This is a genomic window from Psychrobacter immobilis, assembly GCF_904846285.1.
GTDB classification, from domain to species: Bacteria; Pseudomonadota; Gammaproteobacteria; order Pseudomonadales; family Moraxellaceae; genus Psychrobacter; species Psychrobacter immobilis_D.
Window position 1 is genome coordinate 84,710 of the sequence record NZ_CAJHAD010000011.1, and the last position, 19,057, is coordinate 103,766.

Sequence of the window (19,057 nt, forward strand, 5' to 3'; positions counted from 1 at the left end):
ATTTAACTATGTTCAAAAATAAAACCCTCTTAATCACTGGTGGAACAGGCTCATTCGGCAACGCTGTACTAAAACGTTTTTTAGATACTGATATCGCAGAAATTCGTATCTTTAGTCGCGATGAAAAGAAGCAAGAAGACATGCGTATAGCCTATGCCAATTCTAAGCTCAAGTTTTACATTGGCGATGTAAGAGATTACTACAGCTTACTTAGTGCTACCCGTGGTGTGGATTATATTTACCATGCAGCCGCTCTTAAGCAGGTACCATCATGTGAGTTTCACCCAATGCAAGCAGTGAAGACCAATGTGCTTGGTACAGAAAACGTACTAGAAGCGGCTATTCAAAATAAAGTGAAGCGTGTGGTTTGCTTAAGTACTGATAAAGCTGTTTATCCTATCAATGCGATGGGTATTTCCAAAGCCATGATGGAAAAGGTCATGGTGGCTAAATCTCGTAACTTAGAAGGTTTAGATACGGTGATTTGCGGTACGCGCTATGGCAACGTCATGGCGTCTCGTGGTTCAGTGATTCCTCTATTTGTGGATCAGATATTAAAGGGTAAGCCTTTAACTATCACTGATCCTAATATGACACGTTTTATGATGACGTTAGAAGATGCGGTAGATCTAGTGTTGTATGCTTTTGAGCACGGTGAGAATGGTGATATTTTTGTGCAAAAAGCACCTGCTGCCACTATCGAAGTACTAGCCAAAGCTTTAAAAGAGCTGATGAATTTTAATGAGCATCCTATTGTTATTATGGGTACACGCCATGGTGAAAAGGCTTATGAAGCCCTTTTAAGCCGTGAAGAAATGGCCGTAGCTATCGATCAGGGGTATTATTATCGAGTACCAGCAGACCAGCGTGACCTTAACTATGGGAAATATGTTGAAGAAGGTGATCTACATATAACCGAAATTGAGGATTATAACTCCCATAATACAGAACGCCTAGATGTAGAAGGTATGAAGCAGCTGCTCCTCAAGCTTGAGTTTGTCCGTGCTTTAACCGAAGGCAGATATATTGATCCGGAGGCGTAATTGTGAATATTTTAGTAACTGGCTCTAATGGTTTCATTGCTAAAAACCTTATTCAATTTTTATCCGAAAAAAATGATATTAATATCTTGTGTTTTAACCGTAACTCTAGTGAGTATGAGTTAAAAGATGCGGTTATCAAAGCAGATTGGATCATACATTTAGCGGGCGTTAATCGTCCATTAAATGAGCAAGAGTTTGTAGAGGGCAATATTACCTTAACGCAAAAAATTGCTGATTTGCTAATAGAGTATAATAAAAAAACTCCGATTATCTTATCTTCATCTATTCAAGCAGAGCAAGACAATGCTTATGGTCAAAGTAAACTCGGTGGAGAGCAGGTATTAATTGATTTAAATAACAATCAAGGTAATTCAGTCTATATTTGTCGTTTGGTTAATGTATTTGGTAAATGGTCACGCCCTAACTATAACTCGGCAGTGGCGACTTTTTGCCATAATATTGCTAACGATTTACCCATTCAAATTAATAATCCCGATGCGGTTATTCGCTTAGTTTATATAGATGATGTAGTAGAGACATTTTGGCAGATGATTGAAGGTCATTATTCACCAGAGCAATACTTTGTCATTGAGCCAGAGTATCAAATTACCGTTGGTAATTTAGCGGACACTCTGCGAGAGTTTAAACAGTCGCGTGAAACCATGATAACGCTGCCAGTAGGTACTGGTCTAACCCGCGCTCTATATTCTACTTATTTAAGTTTTTTACAGCCTAAGCAATTTGATTATACGGTAGCTAGACATGGTGATGAGCGCGGTGTCTTTGTAGAGATGCTTAAAACACCGGATGCTGGTCAGTTCTCCTATTTTACTGCTCATCCAGGGATTACTCGAGGTGGACATTATCATCATAGTAAGGCTGAAAAGTTTTTAGTCATTAAAGGTAATGCTTTATTTAAATTTAAGCATATCGTTACTGGCGAATACTATAATTTAACCACGAATGGTGATGAAGCACGAATTGTCGAGACTGTACCAGGTTGGACTCACGATATTACTAATATCGGTGAGGATGAAATGATCGTTATGCTGTGGGCAAACGAGATTTTTGACCGAGAAAAACCTGATACTTATGCCATGCCAATAACAGAATAAGAGTTGTATTATGAATAAGTTAAAGCTAATGACTGTCGTAGGGACACGTCCAGAGATTATTAGACTGTCTCGAGTCATGCAGGTCTGTGATAAATACTTCGATCACATCATTGTCCATACGGGTCAAAACTATGACTATGAGCTCAATGAAATATTTTTTACTGATTTAGGGATTCGTAAGCCTGATCACTTTTTAAATGCTGCAGGCGCAACGGGTGCTGAAACTATCGGTAACGTGATTATAGGCGTCGATAAGGTTTTAGAGGAAGTACAGCCAGAAGCTTTACTGGTGCTCGGCGATACTAATAGCTGTATGGCAGTCATTCCTGCTAAACGTCGCAAAATTCCTACTTTCCATATGGAAGCGGGTAATCGCTGTTTTGATATGCGTGTACCAGAGGAGATTAATCGTCGTATCGTTGATCATACTGCCGATATTAATTTAACCTATAGTACTATCGCTCGTGACTATTTGCTTGCCGAAGGTTTACCTGCTGATCTAGTCATTAAAACTGGTAGCCCTATGTTTGAGGTGCTCAATCACTATAAAGCCAAGATTGAAGCATCTGATATTTTAGAAACGTTAGGACTTAAAGAGCAGCAATATTTCATTGTCAGTGCCCATCGCGAAGAAAATATCAATTCTGATCAGAATTTTTTAGATTTGGTTAATATGCTAAATGCAGTTGCAGAAAAATATCAATTTCCAGTGATCGTTTCCACGCATCCACGTACTCGCAACCGTATTGAAGAATTGAATATCAATTTTCATCCCCTAGTTCAATTACTTAAGCCACTAGGATTTAGTGATTATAACAAGTTGCAGCTATCTGCTAAAGCGGCATTGTCAGATAGTGGCACGATTAACGAAGAATCTTCTATCTTAAACTTTCCTGCGTTAAATCTACGCCAAGCTCATGAACGCCCTGAAGGCATGGAAGAAGCTGCTGTGATGATGGTAGGGTTGACGGCTAAACGTATTTTACAGGGTCTAGATATTTTAGAGTCGCAGACACGCGGTGAGGAGCGTACATTACGCTTGGTAGATGATTATAGTATGCCAAATGTCAGTGAAAAAGTGGTTAGAATTATTTTGAGTTATACTGATTATGTTAATCGTGTGGTTTGGAAAAAATATTAGGAATTACTGTGTCTAAAAAATTATTCTTGATTACAGAGTTTTACGACTCCTCCCAAAATACAACGGGCTATCTATTTGGTAAGCTATATGAATTTCTTAGTAAACAAAAAGATTTAGATATAACTTTATTAACCAAAAAGGACGAGGATGTACTTAATCACCCTGAAGCTTTTTATGTAAAAGGGTTAAGGTTTGATAAGAAAAGCCTAGTAAGTAGATCTTCTCATGAATTACTCATAGGGTTTAATTTCTTTAAAAACTGTGCTCAATATATTAAAAAAGACGACATAGTATTTACTGGTACAACTCCTATCTTACTACTTATTATTATCCACCTTTTGAAAAAGCTAATAGGATTTAAATGGGTGGTTTTAGTCCACGATGTGTTTCCAGAAAATTTAATTCCCGCAAAGATAATAAAAAAAGATAATCTTGGATACAAATTATTAAAACGTGTTTTCGATACTGTTTATGCTAGTGCTGATGATATTATTGTTATTGGTAGAGATATGAAAGATCTGGTTTATGATAAAACAAATCATAGTAATATTACTGTTATACCTAGCTGGATTGATGAAAAAGATATTGCTTTACAACCAAAAAGTGATAACTCTATTTTAAAGGAGCTAGGTTGGCAAGATGATCAAAAAGTAGTATTTCAGTTTTTTGGTAATCTTGGAAGAGTGCAAGGTATATCAAATTTGATGAAAGCGATTAAGATGATGAAAAGGGCAGAGGATGCTCAATTTATTTTTATCGGAGATGGTGTGTACGTCGATGAATTGAAATCGTTGATTAGTGAGTCAGATAATCAAAATATCGTCTATTATGGGCCAGTATTTCAAGACAATAAGTCGCTTGGCTTAAATGCTTGCGACATATCTATTGTTACTTTAGCAGATGGTATGCTTGGTTTAGGTGTGCCGAGTAAAGCTTATTATTCGATGGCTGCAGACAAGCTAATATTCACCATTATGGATAAAAGCTCTGAAACATATCGGATGGTACAAGAAAATAATATAGGATGGGTGGTAGAAGCTGATAATATTGTGGCAATAGCTGAAATGTTAGATAAGGCAGTAGTCGATATTGGTATTAAAGAATTCAGTTCACCACGGAAAGTTTTAGTAGATAAGTACTCATCTGAGCTTGCGATGAATAAAATTTTAGATATCATTCGCTCACTTTAGGTGTGTTTTGAGAGAGCGGTATTATATAAATATAATTAAGGTTAATTAATGAATATATTAGTAACTGGTGCTAACGGTTTCGTAGGTCAGTCATTAGTTAACAACTTGCTGAATAATACGAAATATAAAGTTGTAGCTGGTGTTCGTAAGATCCCTGCAAAAAAGGTGAACTATGAATACAGGCTTATAAACAATCTCGAAGATAAGCCAGTATTGAGTAATGTTTTTAGAGATATAGACGTTGTCATTCATACAGCTGCCCGTGTACATGTGATGGATGATAAGTCTGCTGATCCTTTAACTGAATTTCGTAAAGTAAATGTAGAAGGGACTTTAAATCTAGTTCGCCAAGCGGTTGAAGCAGGTGTAAAGCGTTTTATATTTATTAGCTCAATCAAAGTTAATGGCGAAGGCACAGATCTTGGCAAACCCTATACTGAACATTCTAACCCTAATCCTATCGATCCTTACGGTATTTCTAAATATGAAGCTGAGCAAGGCTTAATTAAGCTAGCGGAGACTACACCATTAGAAGTTGTAATTATTCGTCCTACTTTAATATATGGTGAAAACGTAAAAGGTAACTTTCACTCTTTAATGAAATGGACTTACAGGGGTGTTCCTCTACCAATAGGTGGAATTAAGCGGAACTTACGTAGCTTAGTATCAGTTGACAACTTGGTTGATTTTATCGTCACTTGTATCGAGCATAAAGATGCTAAAAATGAAGTGTTTTTGATATCTGACGATGATGACATATCTACCGCTGGTTTGTTAGAAGAAATAGCAAAAGGTTTGGGTGTCAAAAATAAAGCAGTAAATATACCTGCGGGATTTATTAATACTGCAGCAAGTGCGATGGGCAAGTCAGGTGTGGCTCAAAGGCTATCCGGCTCATTGCAAGTGGATATCAGTAAAGCTAAAAAATTATTAGGTTGGCATCCTAAGTACTCTACTAGTGAGTCGATTCAAAGGACTGCTAGATCTTATAAATCAGGCTTAACTGCTCCTAAGTCCATGACTTTACAGAGATCTTTAGATATCCTGTTCTCAGCAACTGGTTTAGTAGTAGCCTCACCTCTATTAATTGGTGCAACCGCTATTGGTTACTTGGATACAGGTTCGCCTTTGTTTATCCAAGAGCGGGTGGGTAAAGATCAAAAGCCATTTAACCTTATTAAGTTTCGTACGATGAAGGTGAGCACGGAGTCTGTTGCCAGTCACCTTGTTGATAATACTTCGATAACGAAATTGGGCAAAGTACTGCGTAAGACAAAGCTCGATGAGTTACCACAGCTTATCAATGTATTAAAAGGTGAGATGAGCTTGGTAGGTCCGAGACCCAACCTTTTTAATCAAAAAGACCTTATCGAGGCTAGAGATAAGATTGGTGTTTACGAGGTCTTACCGGGTATCACAGGTCTGGCTCAATTAAGTGGTATAGACATGTCTACACCTGAACGCTTAGCTAAAAAAGACAAAGAAATGATTGATACTATCAATCTTAAAAACTATTTTTCTTATATACTGAGTACCGCCTTGGGTAAAGGTAGTGGCGACGCAGTTAAATGAAAAACAATATAATCTCAGTTATTTGGAAATAATCTATCATGTATAAAAAGCTAAGCTTCGTCCTAAGTTTGAGTGTCTTATCATCAGTGTCGATGTTGGCATCTGCACAAAACCTGTATATGAACGATCTAAAGCTGAAGGCAGATCTTGACTGGCTGGATACTCAAGGGGTCGCGCAGATTAGCACCAGTACTTGGCCGCTGACTGCCAATGAGATCAAACGCGCTTTAAATACCGCTAATGCCCAGACGCCAGCGCAGCAGCAGATCCTGCAGTCGGTACAAATGCGATTGAATCAGAATCGAGACTCAGTAGTAAAAGGGTCAGCCGCACTGCATATACAAACCGACAGAGATCAGCTACCACAAAAATTTGCTGACGATCAACTTGCGGGTCAACAGGCAAGCGTTGGGGTATCGCTTAGCGAAGCGGAGTGGGAATTTAATTTACAAGCCAATTTAAAAAATGACAAACTTATCGATGACAGCTCAGATGTTAGCTTTGAAGGCTCATATCTTGCGGGTACTGCTGCCAATCAATGGTTAATCGCGGGTAAGACTCCAACGTGGTGGGGGCCTGGGCATGATGGTAGCCTTATTCGAGGTGATGCAAGCTTGCCAGTTGCAGGTTTTACCATGCAGCGTGATCAGCAAACTGCGCCGACATCTCCATATTTATCATGGGTCGGACCTTGGCAGTATCAGCTATTTGCGGGTCAGTTAGAGGATTATGAGGCCATTCCAGATACTAAGCTATTTGGCGCACGCTTAACTGCTAGCCCATGGGAATGGTTAGAAGTCGGTGCGTCACGTACCTTTATGTGGGGCGGTGAAGGTCGTCCACAAAGTTTCAGCTCTTTTACCGATGCTTTATTGGGAACAAAAGATAACAATGATGATCCTAGTGTTAGCACTGATGAAGACCCCGCGAACCAGCTTGGCGGTTTTGATGCGCGCTTAAATTTAGCACCCTTAGTGAATGTGCCTGCGGGTGTTTATGCTCAATATGTGGGTGAAGATGAAGCAGGCGGCTTGCCAGCTAAAAACATGTATTTAGCCGGTGTTGATTATGCCTCTGCTGCTTATGGCAAGCCGTACCAGCTATATGCTGAGTATACGGATACCCGCACTAGTGGTGATATTAAAGGCATCTCTTATGAGCATTACATGTATAAAGATGGTTATTATCAGCAAGGCTTCCCATTAGGCTATGCCTTAGGCGGTGATGCAGAAAGCGTAGTGCTTGGTGGACGTTTATGGCTCGATAACCGTAACTTTATTAATGCAAAAGTACAACATGCAAAAGTTAACCAATCAGATCGAAGTACCAATCAAGCATTCCCAACGACTGATAAGCTGACAGGTATCGATGTCGCTTGGGAGCATCAATATAACCGCAAAGCGCTTATCTCTAGCCGAATTTGGGCAGTAGATTCAGATATCCAGTCTACTGATGTCGGCGTAGGCGTAGGTATCGAGCTGCAAACTTATTAAGTCCAAGTTGAATGTATTTAAATAGGAGTGGTTACTGAGGTAACCACTCCTATTTTTTTGTCAAAAATTTAATGATTTGCTGGGGCTTATTCTCTATTTTGAGAATAGGAATAAAAATAAGATAGATTTTTATCATTCAACAGAAATGTTACGGAAAACAAGTACATATTGCCTAAATATTTGTAGAAAATTATTGAATATCACTTCTGACCAATCCCGCCAATTGCTCTTTTATCAGCTCTAACACTTCCACAAAGCTAACTACCATGCCATTTCTATCTAACGCGCTATCTAACGAGATACCTAGCCATTTATCTAACAGATGATCTTATAACTATTATCAGATAACTGCACTACTCTATTTTTTATACAACCTCTTAATCGATGTAAGTAATGCATAAGTTTTGTTGCTAATTGTTTTTAGATGGTATATAAGTATATAAGAATATACGAATATGTAAATTCGATTAGTTATATATAATTATTAATTAGTTAACAAAAGTTTTCCAGATTATGACTCATATTCTTACTAGGACGCTTTTTGTTTTTAATCTAGTTATTTAATGAGTTTGTAATAGCCTTACATTATAAAAATTAAGCTATCGCTAATAGCTGTTATTTATAGCTGCAGTTTACAAGGGGTTCATTATGCGCGGATATCCATCTCAATTATCGACGATAACGTGCCTAGTACTCTTCACTGTCATATCTGGCTGTAGCAGCATTAATTCTGGACTACAAGTGGGAAACTTACCGCCTAGTGGTGCCTTTGTCGCAGAAAACGGTATTACCTTCAATGTTCAGCCATTAGACATGTCGACCTTACCAGCTAAGCAAGCTCCAGTACTCGACAATGAGCTATATAACTTGGTCAAAGCCTCAGGGCCAGTGAGTTACCGTATTGAAGCAGGAGACGTCATAAGTATAGTGCTCACTGACTATCAAAATATCAGTGCATCAACATCAAGTCTGACTGTCGATCAGCAGGGTTTTATTCAGTTTCCACTGATCGGACGCCTGAAGGCGAGTGGCATGAGTGTGCCGCAGTTCACTGCCGTATTACAAAGTAGGTTGCAACGCTATCTCAAATACTCAGACCCGCAAGTCAGAGTCATTAACTATCTTGGTAGCAAATTTTTTATCGATGGCGAAGTTACTAAATCTGGCGAGTTTTCTATTACTGATGCACCAGTTACCTTATATGGTGCTTTGTCCATGGCAGGGGGTGCCACTGCGACAGGCGATTCAAATAATATTGTATTAAATCGCCGCGGTAAAAATTATAACTTAGGGTTGCAGTCACTAAGGCAGATGGGGCTATCTGCCAACCAAATTTATATACAAGATCGCGATTCTATTCATGTCAATAGTCAAAGCCGTAATAAAGTCTATGTCTTAGGAGAGTTTGGTCGAATTGCACCAGTAGCTATACCTGAGCAGGGACTTAGCTTAGCGCACGTACTGGGTGAATCAAGTGGTTTAAATGCGAGCACAGCCAATGCTGCCAAAGTATATATTGTCCGTGATAACTCACAGTATAACTATACCAATATCTATTATGCCGATATGCAGACTATTACCAGCTTAGCACTGGCAAATCGCTTTGAGATGCAGGCCAATGACATTCTTTACGTTGATCCTACGGGTCTCACTCGTTGGAACCGTGTGATCAGTGCTCTTTTACCATCAACTTCTGCAATCAGGTCAATCACAGACTTTTAAGCGATAAAAATTATGGCGTTTGATAGTATCATCGCGAGCCTTAAATAACGGACTAAAAAAATAAGCTGACTGACTAATACTAATTGATGAAGACATAGTTATGGATAACAATGTTATGGATAACCATTCAAAAGACTTATCTAAACACAATACTGACAAAGATAATAATCTACTGGGTCTGCTTTTAGTATTACTACGCGGCTGGAAGATCATTGCTCTGTTTGCAATTTTGGGTTTAATAATAGGAGTGTTATATGTTCGCTATGAAAATCCTTCCTTTAAATCAGATGCTCTGATTCAAATCGATGAAACCTCTCAAAACTTATCAGGTCTAGGAACGAATATAGCAGAGATATTGCCACCTGATGATAGTTCAGTACAAGCGCAGATTAAGCTAATAAGATCCCGCATGGTCTTAGAGCCAGTGGTGGATTTGCTTCATTTGGGTATTAGGTTGAATGACCCGGCAGTGAATAAAATAGATAGAATAAGAAACAACCAAACGAACGTACAAATCAATAGTGCTGATGGCGTTGTACTGGAGACTAGTGATGGTCGAGTACAAGTTAGTGAGTTTAATGTGACAGAAGACTATTTAGATAAACCCTTCACTTTATTAAGAAATAACACAGGTTTTGTTTTGAGTAGTGGTAGTGAGAAATTTAAAGGACAGTTAAAAAAAGCTCATCGTTTCACAGGTAAAAACGGTCTCATTGAAATTACGGTCAATGAGCTACCTACTGGTGAACACTCTATCGATATTACCAAGCAATCACTGCAAATCACCACGGACTCTATCAATAGTGCTTTGTCAGTAGTGGAAGAAGGCACTAAGACCGGTATGATCGAGCTGTCTTTTTCAGGTCTAAACCAGAAGCAAGTCAGCCTAATATTAGAACATATTGTACTGTCTTATAGTGCACAGGACCAAACACGCAGCTCGGAACAAACTATCAAAACTATTGAGTTTATGAAAAAACAAATCCCAGCATTAAAACAAAAACTCAAAGAATCAGAAGCGATATTTAATAAATTTCGTGAGAATTCTGGCACCATTGATGTGGCACAAGAAGCATCAATATTGCTTAGTGAAAATGCTGGACTTGATACACAAATTAGTGAGCTTAAGCTAAAAAGAGCAGATATAACTACTTACTATACCAATGAGCATCCTTTAGTAATCCAGATAAACGAGCAACTTAGCGTACTGAATGCTAGAAAGCAGCAAATCGACAATACCATCAGTGCGCTACCAGAAGTACAAAGAGAGTTTTTGACCCTCTCTGAGGATGTAAACATCGATAGAGAGATTTATCTGACTATCCTTAAAAACTACGAGCAGCTAAAAATTGTCAAAGCAGGCGAGGTCAGCGACGCCCGTATCATCGATTTGCCTATCAATACCAATAGAACCATCACCCCTAAAAAACAATTAATAATGATGTTATCCACCCTAGCAGGTGCTCTGCTAGGTGCTTTATTAGTATTTATTATGCATCTGCTTAGAAATGTTGTTAAAGACCCTGAACGTATTGAGTCTAAGACAGGGGTGCCAGTCATCGCCACCATTCCACGCTCTGCTGTATTATCACGATTAAGTACTAACAAAAAAGCAGCACCTCGTATGCTGGCTCATGTTGATAATAGTAGCTTGAGTTATGAAGCGATAAAAAGCCTTCGAACTAAACTTGTATTGAGTATGCCAGCAGTGACTCCAGGTAGCCAAAAGGCAAAAGTACTTTTATTCACTGGCGAAAGCCCAGACGTTGGCAAGTCGTTTATCTCAGCTAACTTGGCAGAAGTCTTTGCTCAGCTGAACAAAAAAGTTTTGCTCATAGATGCCGATATGCGTATGGGTGAGCTGCACAAGGTTTTTGGTATGAGTCAATATGATGGCTTAGCAGATTGTCTGTTGCTAGATGATAATAGTTTACAACTTAGCAAGAGCGCCGATGCTCAAATAATGAATGATGTTTCTGATTTTAGTATAGAGAACTTTATTCACTCCAGTGGTGTAGATCATATTGACTTTATGCCACGTGGAAAGCATCCAAGTGATCCTGAATCGTTACTAATCAGCGAAAAGTTTGATACTTTGTTAACAGAATTAAAGTCTCAGTACGACTATATTATCATCGACTCACCACCATTATTGGCCGCTTCAGATGCAATGGTGTTAGCTCAGCATGCAGACAAAGTACTCATGGTAACCAGATATGATGATTCAATAGAAAAACAGTTAATCTATGCCGTTAAGCAAATGTATGAGTCTAATATCCAAGTAGATGGCATTATTCTCAACGATGTAAAGCAAGGTCTTATGAGTAAATATAGCTATCATTATCGCTATGCCTATGCCGAAAATCGGTAATATGGTGTTGTTACTATTACTGTTATATTTTCAACCAAGCTGGTTAATCACGTTCTTCAAAAACGGTCAGGTGGTAGAACTATATGATAAATATAAATAAGTTAAAAATAGCAGTGATTGGTTTAGGATATGTCGGACTTCCTCTAGCAGTTGAGTTTGGTAAACAGCATTCAGTGGTAGGTTTTGACATTAATGCTAGCCGCATTGCAGCGCTAATGGCAGGCACAGACCATACCTTGGAGGTTAGTAATGAAGAGCTAGCTGTAGCGATACATTTACGTTATAGCTCAGATATCCAAACACTCAAAGACTGTAATTTCTTTATTGTAACCGTACCGACACCTATCGATAGCTCAAAGCAACCTGACTTAACGCCACTAATCACGGCCTCAAAGGCAGTAGGTTCATTACTAAAGAAAGATGACATTGTGGTGTATGAGTCTACAGTCTATCCTGGCGCGACCGAAGAGGTTTGTGTGCCAGTACTAGAAGAAGTATCTGGGTTAATCTTTAACCAAGACTTTTATGCAGGCTATAGTCCTGAGCGTATCAATCCGGGTGACAAAGAGCACCGCGTAACTAATATTTTAAAAGTAACGGCTGGATCGACACCTGAAATTGCTGATTTTGTTGATGAAGTTTATAACCTAATCATTACCGCCGGTACGCATAAAGCACCAAGTATTAGGGTCGCAGAAGCAGCCAAGGTCATTGAAAATACCCAAAGAGATGTCAATATTGCCCTAATTAATGAGCTAGCGGTAATATTTAATAAGATGGGAATAGATACCGAAGCGGTGCTCAAGGCAGCGGGAACCAAATGGAACTTTTTACCGTTTCGTCCCGGACTTGTCGGTGGTCACTGTATTGGTGTTGATCCTTATTATCTGACTCATAAGGCGCAAGCTATCGGCCATAACCCTGAGATTATATTGGCAGGTCGGCGTTTGAATGACAGCATGGGTGAGTATGTGGTCACACAGTTGGTCAAAACCATGATCAAAAAACGCATACAAATTGAAGGTGCTAAAGTTTTAGTTTTAGGACTCAGTTTTAAAGAGAACTGCCCAGATGTACGTAATACCAAGGTCATCGATATTGTACATGAGCTACAAAAGTACAATGTCGAGATTGACGTTCATGACCCTTGGATAGATGCTAACGAAGCCAAGCGGGAATACAGCATTACTCCTATTCCTCAACCTTTATCAAAACAATATGACGGTATTATTATAGCGGTCGCTCATGAGCAGTTCATCAAGATGGGCATAGAGAAAATAAGAGCATTAGGTAAAGATAATCATGTTATTTATGATCTAAAGTATTTGTTTACTAAAGAAGATACTGACATACGCCTTTAAACATCTAGAGTAATCAAGCTAATTTGGGAGACATTGACTATGAAAGTAACCGCCTATCAACAAGTTGCAGAAGCATTAGTTAATAAACCAAAGACTTGGCTTATCACAGGGGTTGCGGGTTTTATAGGCTCAAATCTACTTGAGAATCTGTTATTACTGAATCAAAAAGTCGTAGGTTTAGATAATTTTGCTACTGGATTTCAGCACAACTTAGATGAAGTTCAATCGGTGGTAACTACCGAGCAATGGCAGCGCTTTACCTTTATAGAAGGTGATATACGCAATTTAGCAGACTGCCAAACCGCTTGCGCAGATGTTGATTATATTCTCCATCAAGCAGCATTAGGCTCAGTGCCACGCTCTATTGCAGATCCCATTAATACCAATGACACCAACATCTCAGGTTTTTTAAACATGCTGGTCGCCGCTCGCGATGCGAATGTGGCAAGCTTTACCTATGCCGCTAGTAGCTCGACTTATGGTGATCATCCTGCATTACCAAAGGTTGAAGAAGCCATTGGTAAGCCTTTATCACCCTATGCTGTGACCAAGTACGCCAATGAGCTATATGCCGAAGTTTTTGCTCGTACTTATGGTTTTCATACTATTGGCCTGCGTTACTTTAATGTCTTTGGTAAGCGCCAGACCCCGGACGGTGCTTATGCGGCGGTGATACCTAAATGGACAGCAGCCATGATCCAAGGCGATGATATTTATATCAATGGCGATGGTGATACCAGCCGAGATTTTAATTTTATTGAAAACGCGGTACAGGCCAATATCTTGGCAGCAACTGCCGATGATGATGCCAAAAACCAAGTCTATAATGTAGCCGTCGGTGGTCGTACCACGCTCAACACTTTATTTATAGCACTAAAAGATAACTTAAGCATTAATGGCGTAGATTATAGCCAAGCTCCTATTTATCGTGACTTTAGAGAAGGCGATGTGCCCCACAGTCAGGCTGATATTAGTAAGATCAAAAGTGCATTGGGTTATGATCCGCAGTTTGATGTTGTTCAAGGTATAAAAAAAGCCATGCCTTGGTATGTTACTTTTTTACAAAATAGCTTGCATGGTTGATACCAAATAAAATAGAGACGTTACGTTATGACGCAGGACTGATATGAATGTTTCTGTCGTACGGTGCCTAAGCCGACAGAGGGTGCAAAAAATTGATCCCAGTCCCGCTGTATCTTTTTATATTGAACTTAATATAGTTGAATAAGTTATGTTAAAAGTAATCAAACAGCTCTTTGTTCTACTGACCGATAAACAGTTAAAACAGTTTTATCTATTGCAAGTGCTGGTGGTTATTATGGCGTTTACAGAGCTATTAGGGATTGCTTCTATAGCCCCTTTTATGGCTTTAGTTGGTGATATTAGCATACTAGAGACTAATGGCGTTTTTGCGCAGTTATATAAGATGTCTGGTCTGAATAATCCTATGGACTTTTTATTCTATACTGGTGTGATCGTCCTAGTCATGTTGACGTTTTCTACTGTCATTGCTATGTTTACAACTTGGAGATTATCAATTTTTGGCGCGCGTATCGGTACTGAGATTGCGGATCGTCTCTATAGCTACTATATGCAGCAAAGCTGGCAGTTTCATGCCAGCGGTAGTAGTGCACAGCTGACTAAGCAAGTATCCACTGAAGCGGCACGCATCAGTAATGACATCATACAACCGTTAATGCAAATGAATTCCAAGCTAGTCTTAGCACTATTTATATCCATCAGTATTGTGGTTTATGATCCAGTTATCGCAATATTGGGATTATTCATATTTTCGTTAGCATACTTCGTACTATATAGATTAGTACGACAAAAATTAGAAAGTAATGGTCAACAGCTGTCTGAAGTGTCGACGCGACGTTTTAGACTCATGAACGAAGGGTTTGGCGGTATTAAAGATGTCTTATTGCTAAACCGTAGCCATGACTTTATCACTCGGTTTCATGATAGCGGTAAAGTCTACGCTCGTGCTCGAGGAACCAATATAGCTATTAGCCAAGTACCACGATATTTTATAGAGCTTATAGCCTTTGGTGCGATGATTTCATTGGTATTGGTATTGATTAAGGTACACTCTGGTAATTTAGGAGAAGTCTTACCAATCTTAGCAGTTTATGCTCTGGCGGCATTTAAGTTGTTGCCAGCTTTACAACAAATATATTCTAGTCTATCTGTTATTAAAGGTAATGTCGCTGCGTTCGAGGCTGTCAAAGATGACTTACAGCGCTCAATTGAAAACCAGAAGATCGTCAGCGAAAATTCGATAGTTACATCCATAAACCTCTATAAAAATATTGCTCTGAATGATATAGCATTTAGTTATCCTGGTAAGGATAGAGCGGCTGTGGACGGTGTCAGTATGAGTATCCCTGTCAATAGTGTGATTGGTCTGGTTGGTTCATCAGGCTCTGGCAAATCAACTTTGATAGATTTGTTGCTTGGTTTGTTGACCCCGCAACAAGGCGGTATATATGTCGATAACATTCGTATCACTGCAGATAATAAACGAGCTTGGCAAGATCTATTGGGATTTGTACCACAAAGTATTTTTCTGAGTGAAGGAAGTATCGCTGAAAATATTGCCTTTGGTATTCCGGCGAAAGACATCAGCCTAAAGCAAGTCAATAAAGCGTTAAATTTAGCCAATCTGACAGAATTGGTTGAGCAACTGCCAGACGGTGTCAATACCAAAGTAGGTGAGCGCGGCGTACAGCTCTCAGGTGGTCAGCGGCAACGTATCGGTATTGCGCGCGCACTGTATCATGAAGCAGAAGTTTTAGTATTCGACGAAGCAACCAGTGCATTAGATGGTATTACTGAAAAGATAGTCATGGACGCTATCCATGAGTTCAGTGGTCAAAAGACTATTATTATGATTGCACACCGTCTAAAAACAGTAGAGAAGTGTGATCTTCTCTACTTTATGGAGCACGGTAAAATAATTGATCAAGGGACTTATCAGGAACTTGTGGTACGTAATGTAAAGTTTAAAGAAATGGCTAGATACGCTTAGCGTTACTGACGGGAGTTCTAATATGTACTTAAGTTTGATCATCCCATTTTTCAATTCGGCACATAAATGCAAGAGACTGCTTAAACGTGTAACAGAAATAACGTCGAGAGATCTCGATCTCGAGGTTATTTTAGTTGATGACGGTTCAACTGATGTCACTTATCGTTTACTTACAGATTTTAGAGATAGCTTGCCACAGGCTAATATAATCGCAATAAAACAAAAAAATAAAGGTCCTGGTGGTGCTAGGAACACGGGGTTGAAGCTCGCAAAAGGTGAATATGTTTGGTTCGCCGACTCTGATGATGATATAACGATAGATGCCTTAATGTTTATAAAAGACAACTGCGCCAATCAGTATGATTTTATCGATTTCAATGTTATAAGCTCAGATAATATTCCTATGAATACAATGGGCGTGGCACCAGGCAGCTACAGAGATAGACGAGAAGTTCCTCATATACTTTTGAGTAGGTTTATGTCTCAAACGTGCAAAGCTTTTAGGCGAAATTTTTTGATTGAAAACCAAGTTTATTATCCTGAGTACTGCTATTACGAAGACATCCCATTGGCATTTACCCTCCCGCTTCTCGTCACGAGTTTTTTAAAAACAGACATCGTTGGCTATCTATATCATCAAGAATTCGCTTCTATTACTAGAGGTAAGATAACTCTAAAATCACTTGATCGTCTCTATACATCAATTTGTGGATTGAGAGAGAGCTTAGCAGGTGCCAAAACTGATATAGAAATCGATATCATAAAGCAGCGTTTTATTCAGCTGTACTTGATAGACAGTGCTGAGATGTTCTTTAGTGTAATACCCAATAAAGGGTGGGTAACTATTTGGCGGATTATGAGCGAATATCGCAGATTGGCTAAGCAATTTAATATAAGTCTAAGCCCATTTAATCTCATTAATGAAAAAGACTATCAGTATAAACTGTATTTCCGTGCACAGTGGTTTATGTCTTTTACACTGACAGGTGAACAGACGGCTTACTTTGAGGGGATAAGAAAAAAAGAATGGAATTTATAAACTAATATAAAGCTATTTACTCTACTACAAGCGTATCGCTTTTATTTTGAATCGACTATAGATATCTACTGAACATTTATATTTCTGACTCCCAATGTATTATCCCTTCACTTTCGGCAAAAACCAAACTATAAACACAAATAGGAGTCATTAAATTACCTTATAAACATTATTCTAATATAAATATATTCGAAATTTCGGATATATATTTATAAAAAAATTACTTCACAGCATAATTTTAGTAACTAAGAATTTATGTATTTTAAGTGAGACGTTTCATTTCAGCGATATTAAGGTCAAATAAAATAAGGGATTATTATTAATTAGGCTAAAGGAGAACCGAGTAATGAAAAATATTGGTATAGAAATGCACAAGCTTTGTGAAAAGCTTTTCCCGATATGTCGTAGCATCACTGGAATTGGTTTTCGAGAATCCTTAAATATTCTAAAAAAGGATATGCAATTGAATGATTTGAATGTGTTTGAGGTAGCAACTGGTACCAAATGCTTTGATTGGGAAGTCCCAAAAGAGTGGAATATTAGAGACGCCTATATCATTACTCCGGATGGCAAAAAGATATGTGACTTTCAAGTTTCTAACCTTCATGCCGTTGGCTACTCTATACCTGTAAATCAAGAAATATCGCTTGAAGAATTGCAGAATCATCTTTACTCATTGCCAGAGCAACCGAATGCGATACCCTATATAACCTCATACTACCAAGAAAGATGGGGTTTTTGTATCGCTCAACAAGAGAGGGGCACGCTCAAACCAGGTACTTATAAAGTATATATAGATAGTGATTTAGAGGAAGGAAGCTTAACCTACGGAGAGTTGATCATTCCAGGTGAAACGGAAGAGGAGGTCTTTTTATCAACCTATTTGTGTCATCCCTCAATGGCAAACAATGAGCTATCAGGACCAGTGGTAACGGTATTTTTGGCAAAGTGGCTTTTAAGCTTGCCATTTAGAAAATATACTTATCGTATTATTATCATCCCTGAAACTATTGGCTCAATCACATACCTCAGTCATCATCATGAAGCGATGAAACAAAACATTATTGCTGGCTTTAATATTACCTGTGTAGGTGATGATAGGGCTTACTCATATTTGCCTTCCAAAACCGGTGACACATTAGCAGACCAAGTGGCAAAACATGTTTTAACCCACACACATCCAGAGTTTGTCAGTTACTCTTTCTTAGACAGAGGAAGTGATGAACGACAGTACTGTAGCAAGGGTATAGATCTGCCTGTATGTTCAATTATGAGAACAAAGTATGGATGCTATCCAGAGTATCACACCTCTTTAGATGACTTGGAGCTGGTCACTGCTACTGGGCTGCTTGGTAGTTATGAAGTGCTAAAAAAATCGATTGAATGTCTTGAAGTTAATGAAGTACTTGCAACAAGCTTTTTATGCGAACCACAACTTGGCAAGAGAGGTTTACATCCCACAATCGGTACCAAAAACAGTAGCTTAGTTGTCAAAAATATGATGAATTTTCTGGCTTACTGCGATGGAGTAAGCACAAATCTAGAAATAGCAGAAAAAATAAACGCCCCATTATGGGAGTTGCAAGATACTATAAATAAGCTAAAAGCGGAAGATTTATTGATAAGTGTTGACTTGGTATCAGATCATAACGATAGTTATGAATATTCAAAATTGCTATTTTAGCCTTTATATTAATTACTAATCTGCTTACTTTTCCACATTGAACACTGTGACCTATAATTTTTTTTGACTTTAGGCAACTGTAATTTCTTCTAATCAATAAAGAGCTTTGGTTTAAATGTATGAATAATCATATGTTTAGGCCAGAGCTCTTTTTTTGATGACTAATTTTTGTCATTTATATTACGTTTAATTTATTTTTGCTAGTTACATATTTAAATATGTCACCACCCAAACTACCCCAACCGTCACATAAATCACAAAACCACCCCACCACAAAAAGCGCCCCAGCCCAAAC

13 protein-coding genes are annotated in these 19,057 nt (G+C 38.6%); all 13 read left to right on the plus strand.

Going from position 1 to position 19,057, the window contains the following annotated elements:
- Positions 1-8: 8 nt before the first annotated feature.
- The 13 genes from JMX13_RS08325 to JMX13_RS08385 all read left to right on the plus strand — a co-directional run bounded on the left by JMX13_RS08325 (position 9) and on the right by JMX13_RS08385 (position 18,762).
- A complete protein-coding gene (locus JMX13_RS08325) occupies positions 9-1,043 on the plus strand; it encodes a polysaccharide biosynthesis protein (protein ID WP_201612058.1) in 1,035 nt (344 codons plus the stop codon).
- Positions 1,044-1,045: 2 nt separating this feature from the next.
- Positions 1,046-2,158 carry a UDP-2-acetamido-2,6-beta-L-arabino-hexul-4-ose reductase gene (wbjC, locus tag JMX13_RS08330; protein WP_201612059.1) on the plus strand — a complete coding sequence of 371 codons (1,113 nt, stop codon included), beginning with the start codon at positions 1,046-1,048 and terminating at the stop codon, positions 2,156-2,158.
- Positions 2,159-2,168: 10 nt separating this feature from the next.
- Positions 2,169-3,299 (plus strand): non-hydrolyzing UDP-N-acetylglucosamine 2-epimerase, encoded by a 1,131-nt coding sequence (gene wecB / locus JMX13_RS08335; RefSeq protein WP_201612060.1) that lies wholly within the window; start codon positions 2,169-2,171, stop codon positions 3,297-3,299.
- 8 nt (positions 3,300-3,307) lie between these two features.
- Positions 3,308-4,489: a glycosyltransferase family 4 protein gene (locus tag JMX13_RS08340; RefSeq protein ID WP_201612061.1), complete on the plus strand. Its 1,182-nt coding sequence runs from the start codon at positions 3,308-3,310 to the stop codon at positions 4,487-4,489.
- Positions 4,490-4,537: 48 nt separating this feature from the next.
- The gene (locus tag JMX13_RS08345) at positions 4,538-6,061 is read left to right on the plus strand and encodes a hybrid nucleoside-diphosphate sugar epimerase/sugar transferase (RefSeq protein WP_201612062.1); all 1,524 of its coding nucleotides are present in this window, start codon (positions 4,538-4,540) and stop codon (positions 6,059-6,061) included.
- A gap of 38 nt (positions 6,062-6,099) precedes the next feature.
- A complete protein-coding gene (locus JMX13_RS08350) occupies positions 6,100-7,554 on the plus strand; it encodes a capsule assembly Wzi family protein (RefSeq protein ID WP_201612063.1) in 1,455 nt (484 codons plus the stop codon).
- Between the two features lie 648 nt (positions 7,555-8,202).
- The gene (locus tag JMX13_RS08355; RefSeq protein ID WP_201612064.1) at positions 8,203-9,276 is read left to right on the plus strand and encodes a polysaccharide biosynthesis/export family protein; all 1,074 of its coding nucleotides are present in this window, start codon (positions 8,203-8,205) and stop codon (positions 9,274-9,276) included.
- Between the two features lie 100 nt (positions 9,277-9,376).
- The gene (locus JMX13_RS08360) at positions 9,377-11,647 is read left to right on the plus strand and encodes a polysaccharide biosynthesis tyrosine autokinase (RefSeq protein WP_227686261.1); all 2,271 of its coding nucleotides are present in this window, start codon (positions 9,377-9,379) and stop codon (positions 11,645-11,647) included.
- 83 nt (positions 11,648-11,730) lie between these two features.
- Positions 11,731-13,008, plus strand: a complete 1,278-nt coding sequence (gene tviB, locus JMX13_RS08365; protein WP_201612065.1) for a Vi polysaccharide biosynthesis UDP-N-acetylglucosamine C-6 dehydrogenase TviB — start codon at positions 11,731-11,733, stop codon at positions 13,006-13,008.
- Between the two features lie 39 nt (positions 13,009-13,047).
- Positions 13,048-14,091, plus strand: coding sequence for an NAD-dependent epimerase/dehydratase family protein (locus JMX13_RS08370; protein WP_201612066.1), 1,044 nt, complete (start codon positions 13,048-13,050; stop codon positions 14,089-14,091).
- A 148-nt stretch (positions 14,092-14,239) separates the two neighbouring features.
- On the plus strand, positions 14,240-16,039 hold the full coding sequence (locus JMX13_RS08375; protein WP_201612067.1) for an ABC transporter ATP-binding protein: 1,800 nt from the start codon (positions 14,240-14,242) through the stop codon (positions 16,037-16,039).
- Between the two features lie 22 nt (positions 16,040-16,061).
- The gene (locus tag JMX13_RS08380) at positions 16,062-17,078 is read left to right on the plus strand and encodes a glycosyltransferase family 2 protein (protein ID WP_201612068.1); all 1,017 of its coding nucleotides are present in this window, start codon (positions 16,062-16,064) and stop codon (positions 17,076-17,078) included.
- 346 nt (positions 17,079-17,424) lie between these two features.
- The gene (locus JMX13_RS08385) at positions 17,425-18,762 is read left to right on the plus strand and encodes a DUF4910 domain-containing protein (protein WP_201612069.1); all 1,338 of its coding nucleotides are present in this window, start codon (positions 17,425-17,427) and stop codon (positions 18,760-18,762) included.
- Positions 18,763-19,057 lie beyond the last annotated feature (295 nt).

What these genes read in the sequence shown, in the direction of transcription:
- JMX13_RS08345 (WP_201612062.1), top strand. Translation starts at nt 4,538, where the DNA reads ATGAATATATTAGTAACTGGTGCTAACGGTTTCGTAGGTCAGTCATTA.
- JMX13_RS08370 (WP_201612066.1), top strand. Translation starts at nt 13,048, where the DNA reads ATGAAAGTAACCGCCTATCAACAAGTTGCAGAAGCATTAGTTAATAAA.
- JMX13_RS08385 (WP_201612069.1), top strand. Translation starts at nt 17,425, where the DNA reads ATGAAAAATATTGGTATAGAAATGCACAAGCTTTGTGAAAAGCTTTTC.
- wecB (WP_201612060.1), top strand. Translation starts at nt 2,169, where the DNA reads ATGAATAAGTTAAAGCTAATGACTGTCGTAGGGACACGTCCAGAGATT.
- JMX13_RS08325 (WP_201612058.1), top strand. Translation starts at nt 9, where the DNA reads ATGTTCAAAAATAAAACCCTCTTAATCACTGGTGGAACAGGCTCATTC.
- JMX13_RS08355 (WP_201612064.1), top strand. Translation starts at nt 8,203, where the DNA reads ATGCGCGGATATCCATCTCAATTATCGACGATAACGTGCCTAGTACTC.
- JMX13_RS08380 (WP_201612068.1), top strand. Translation starts at nt 16,062, where the DNA reads ATGTACTTAAGTTTGATCATCCCATTTTTCAATTCGGCACATAAATGC.
- tviB (WP_201612065.1), top strand. Translation starts at nt 11,731, where the DNA reads ATGATAAATATAAATAAGTTAAAAATAGCAGTGATTGGTTTAGGATAT.
- JMX13_RS08350 (WP_201612063.1), top strand. Translation starts at nt 6,100, where the DNA reads ATGTATAAAAAGCTAAGCTTCGTCCTAAGTTTGAGTGTCTTATCATCA.
- JMX13_RS08375 (WP_201612067.1), top strand. Translation starts at nt 14,240, where the DNA reads ATGTTAAAAGTAATCAAACAGCTCTTTGTTCTACTGACCGATAAACAG.
- JMX13_RS08360 (WP_227686261.1), top strand. Translation starts at nt 9,377, where the DNA reads ATGGATAACAATGTTATGGATAACCATTCAAAAGACTTATCTAAACAC.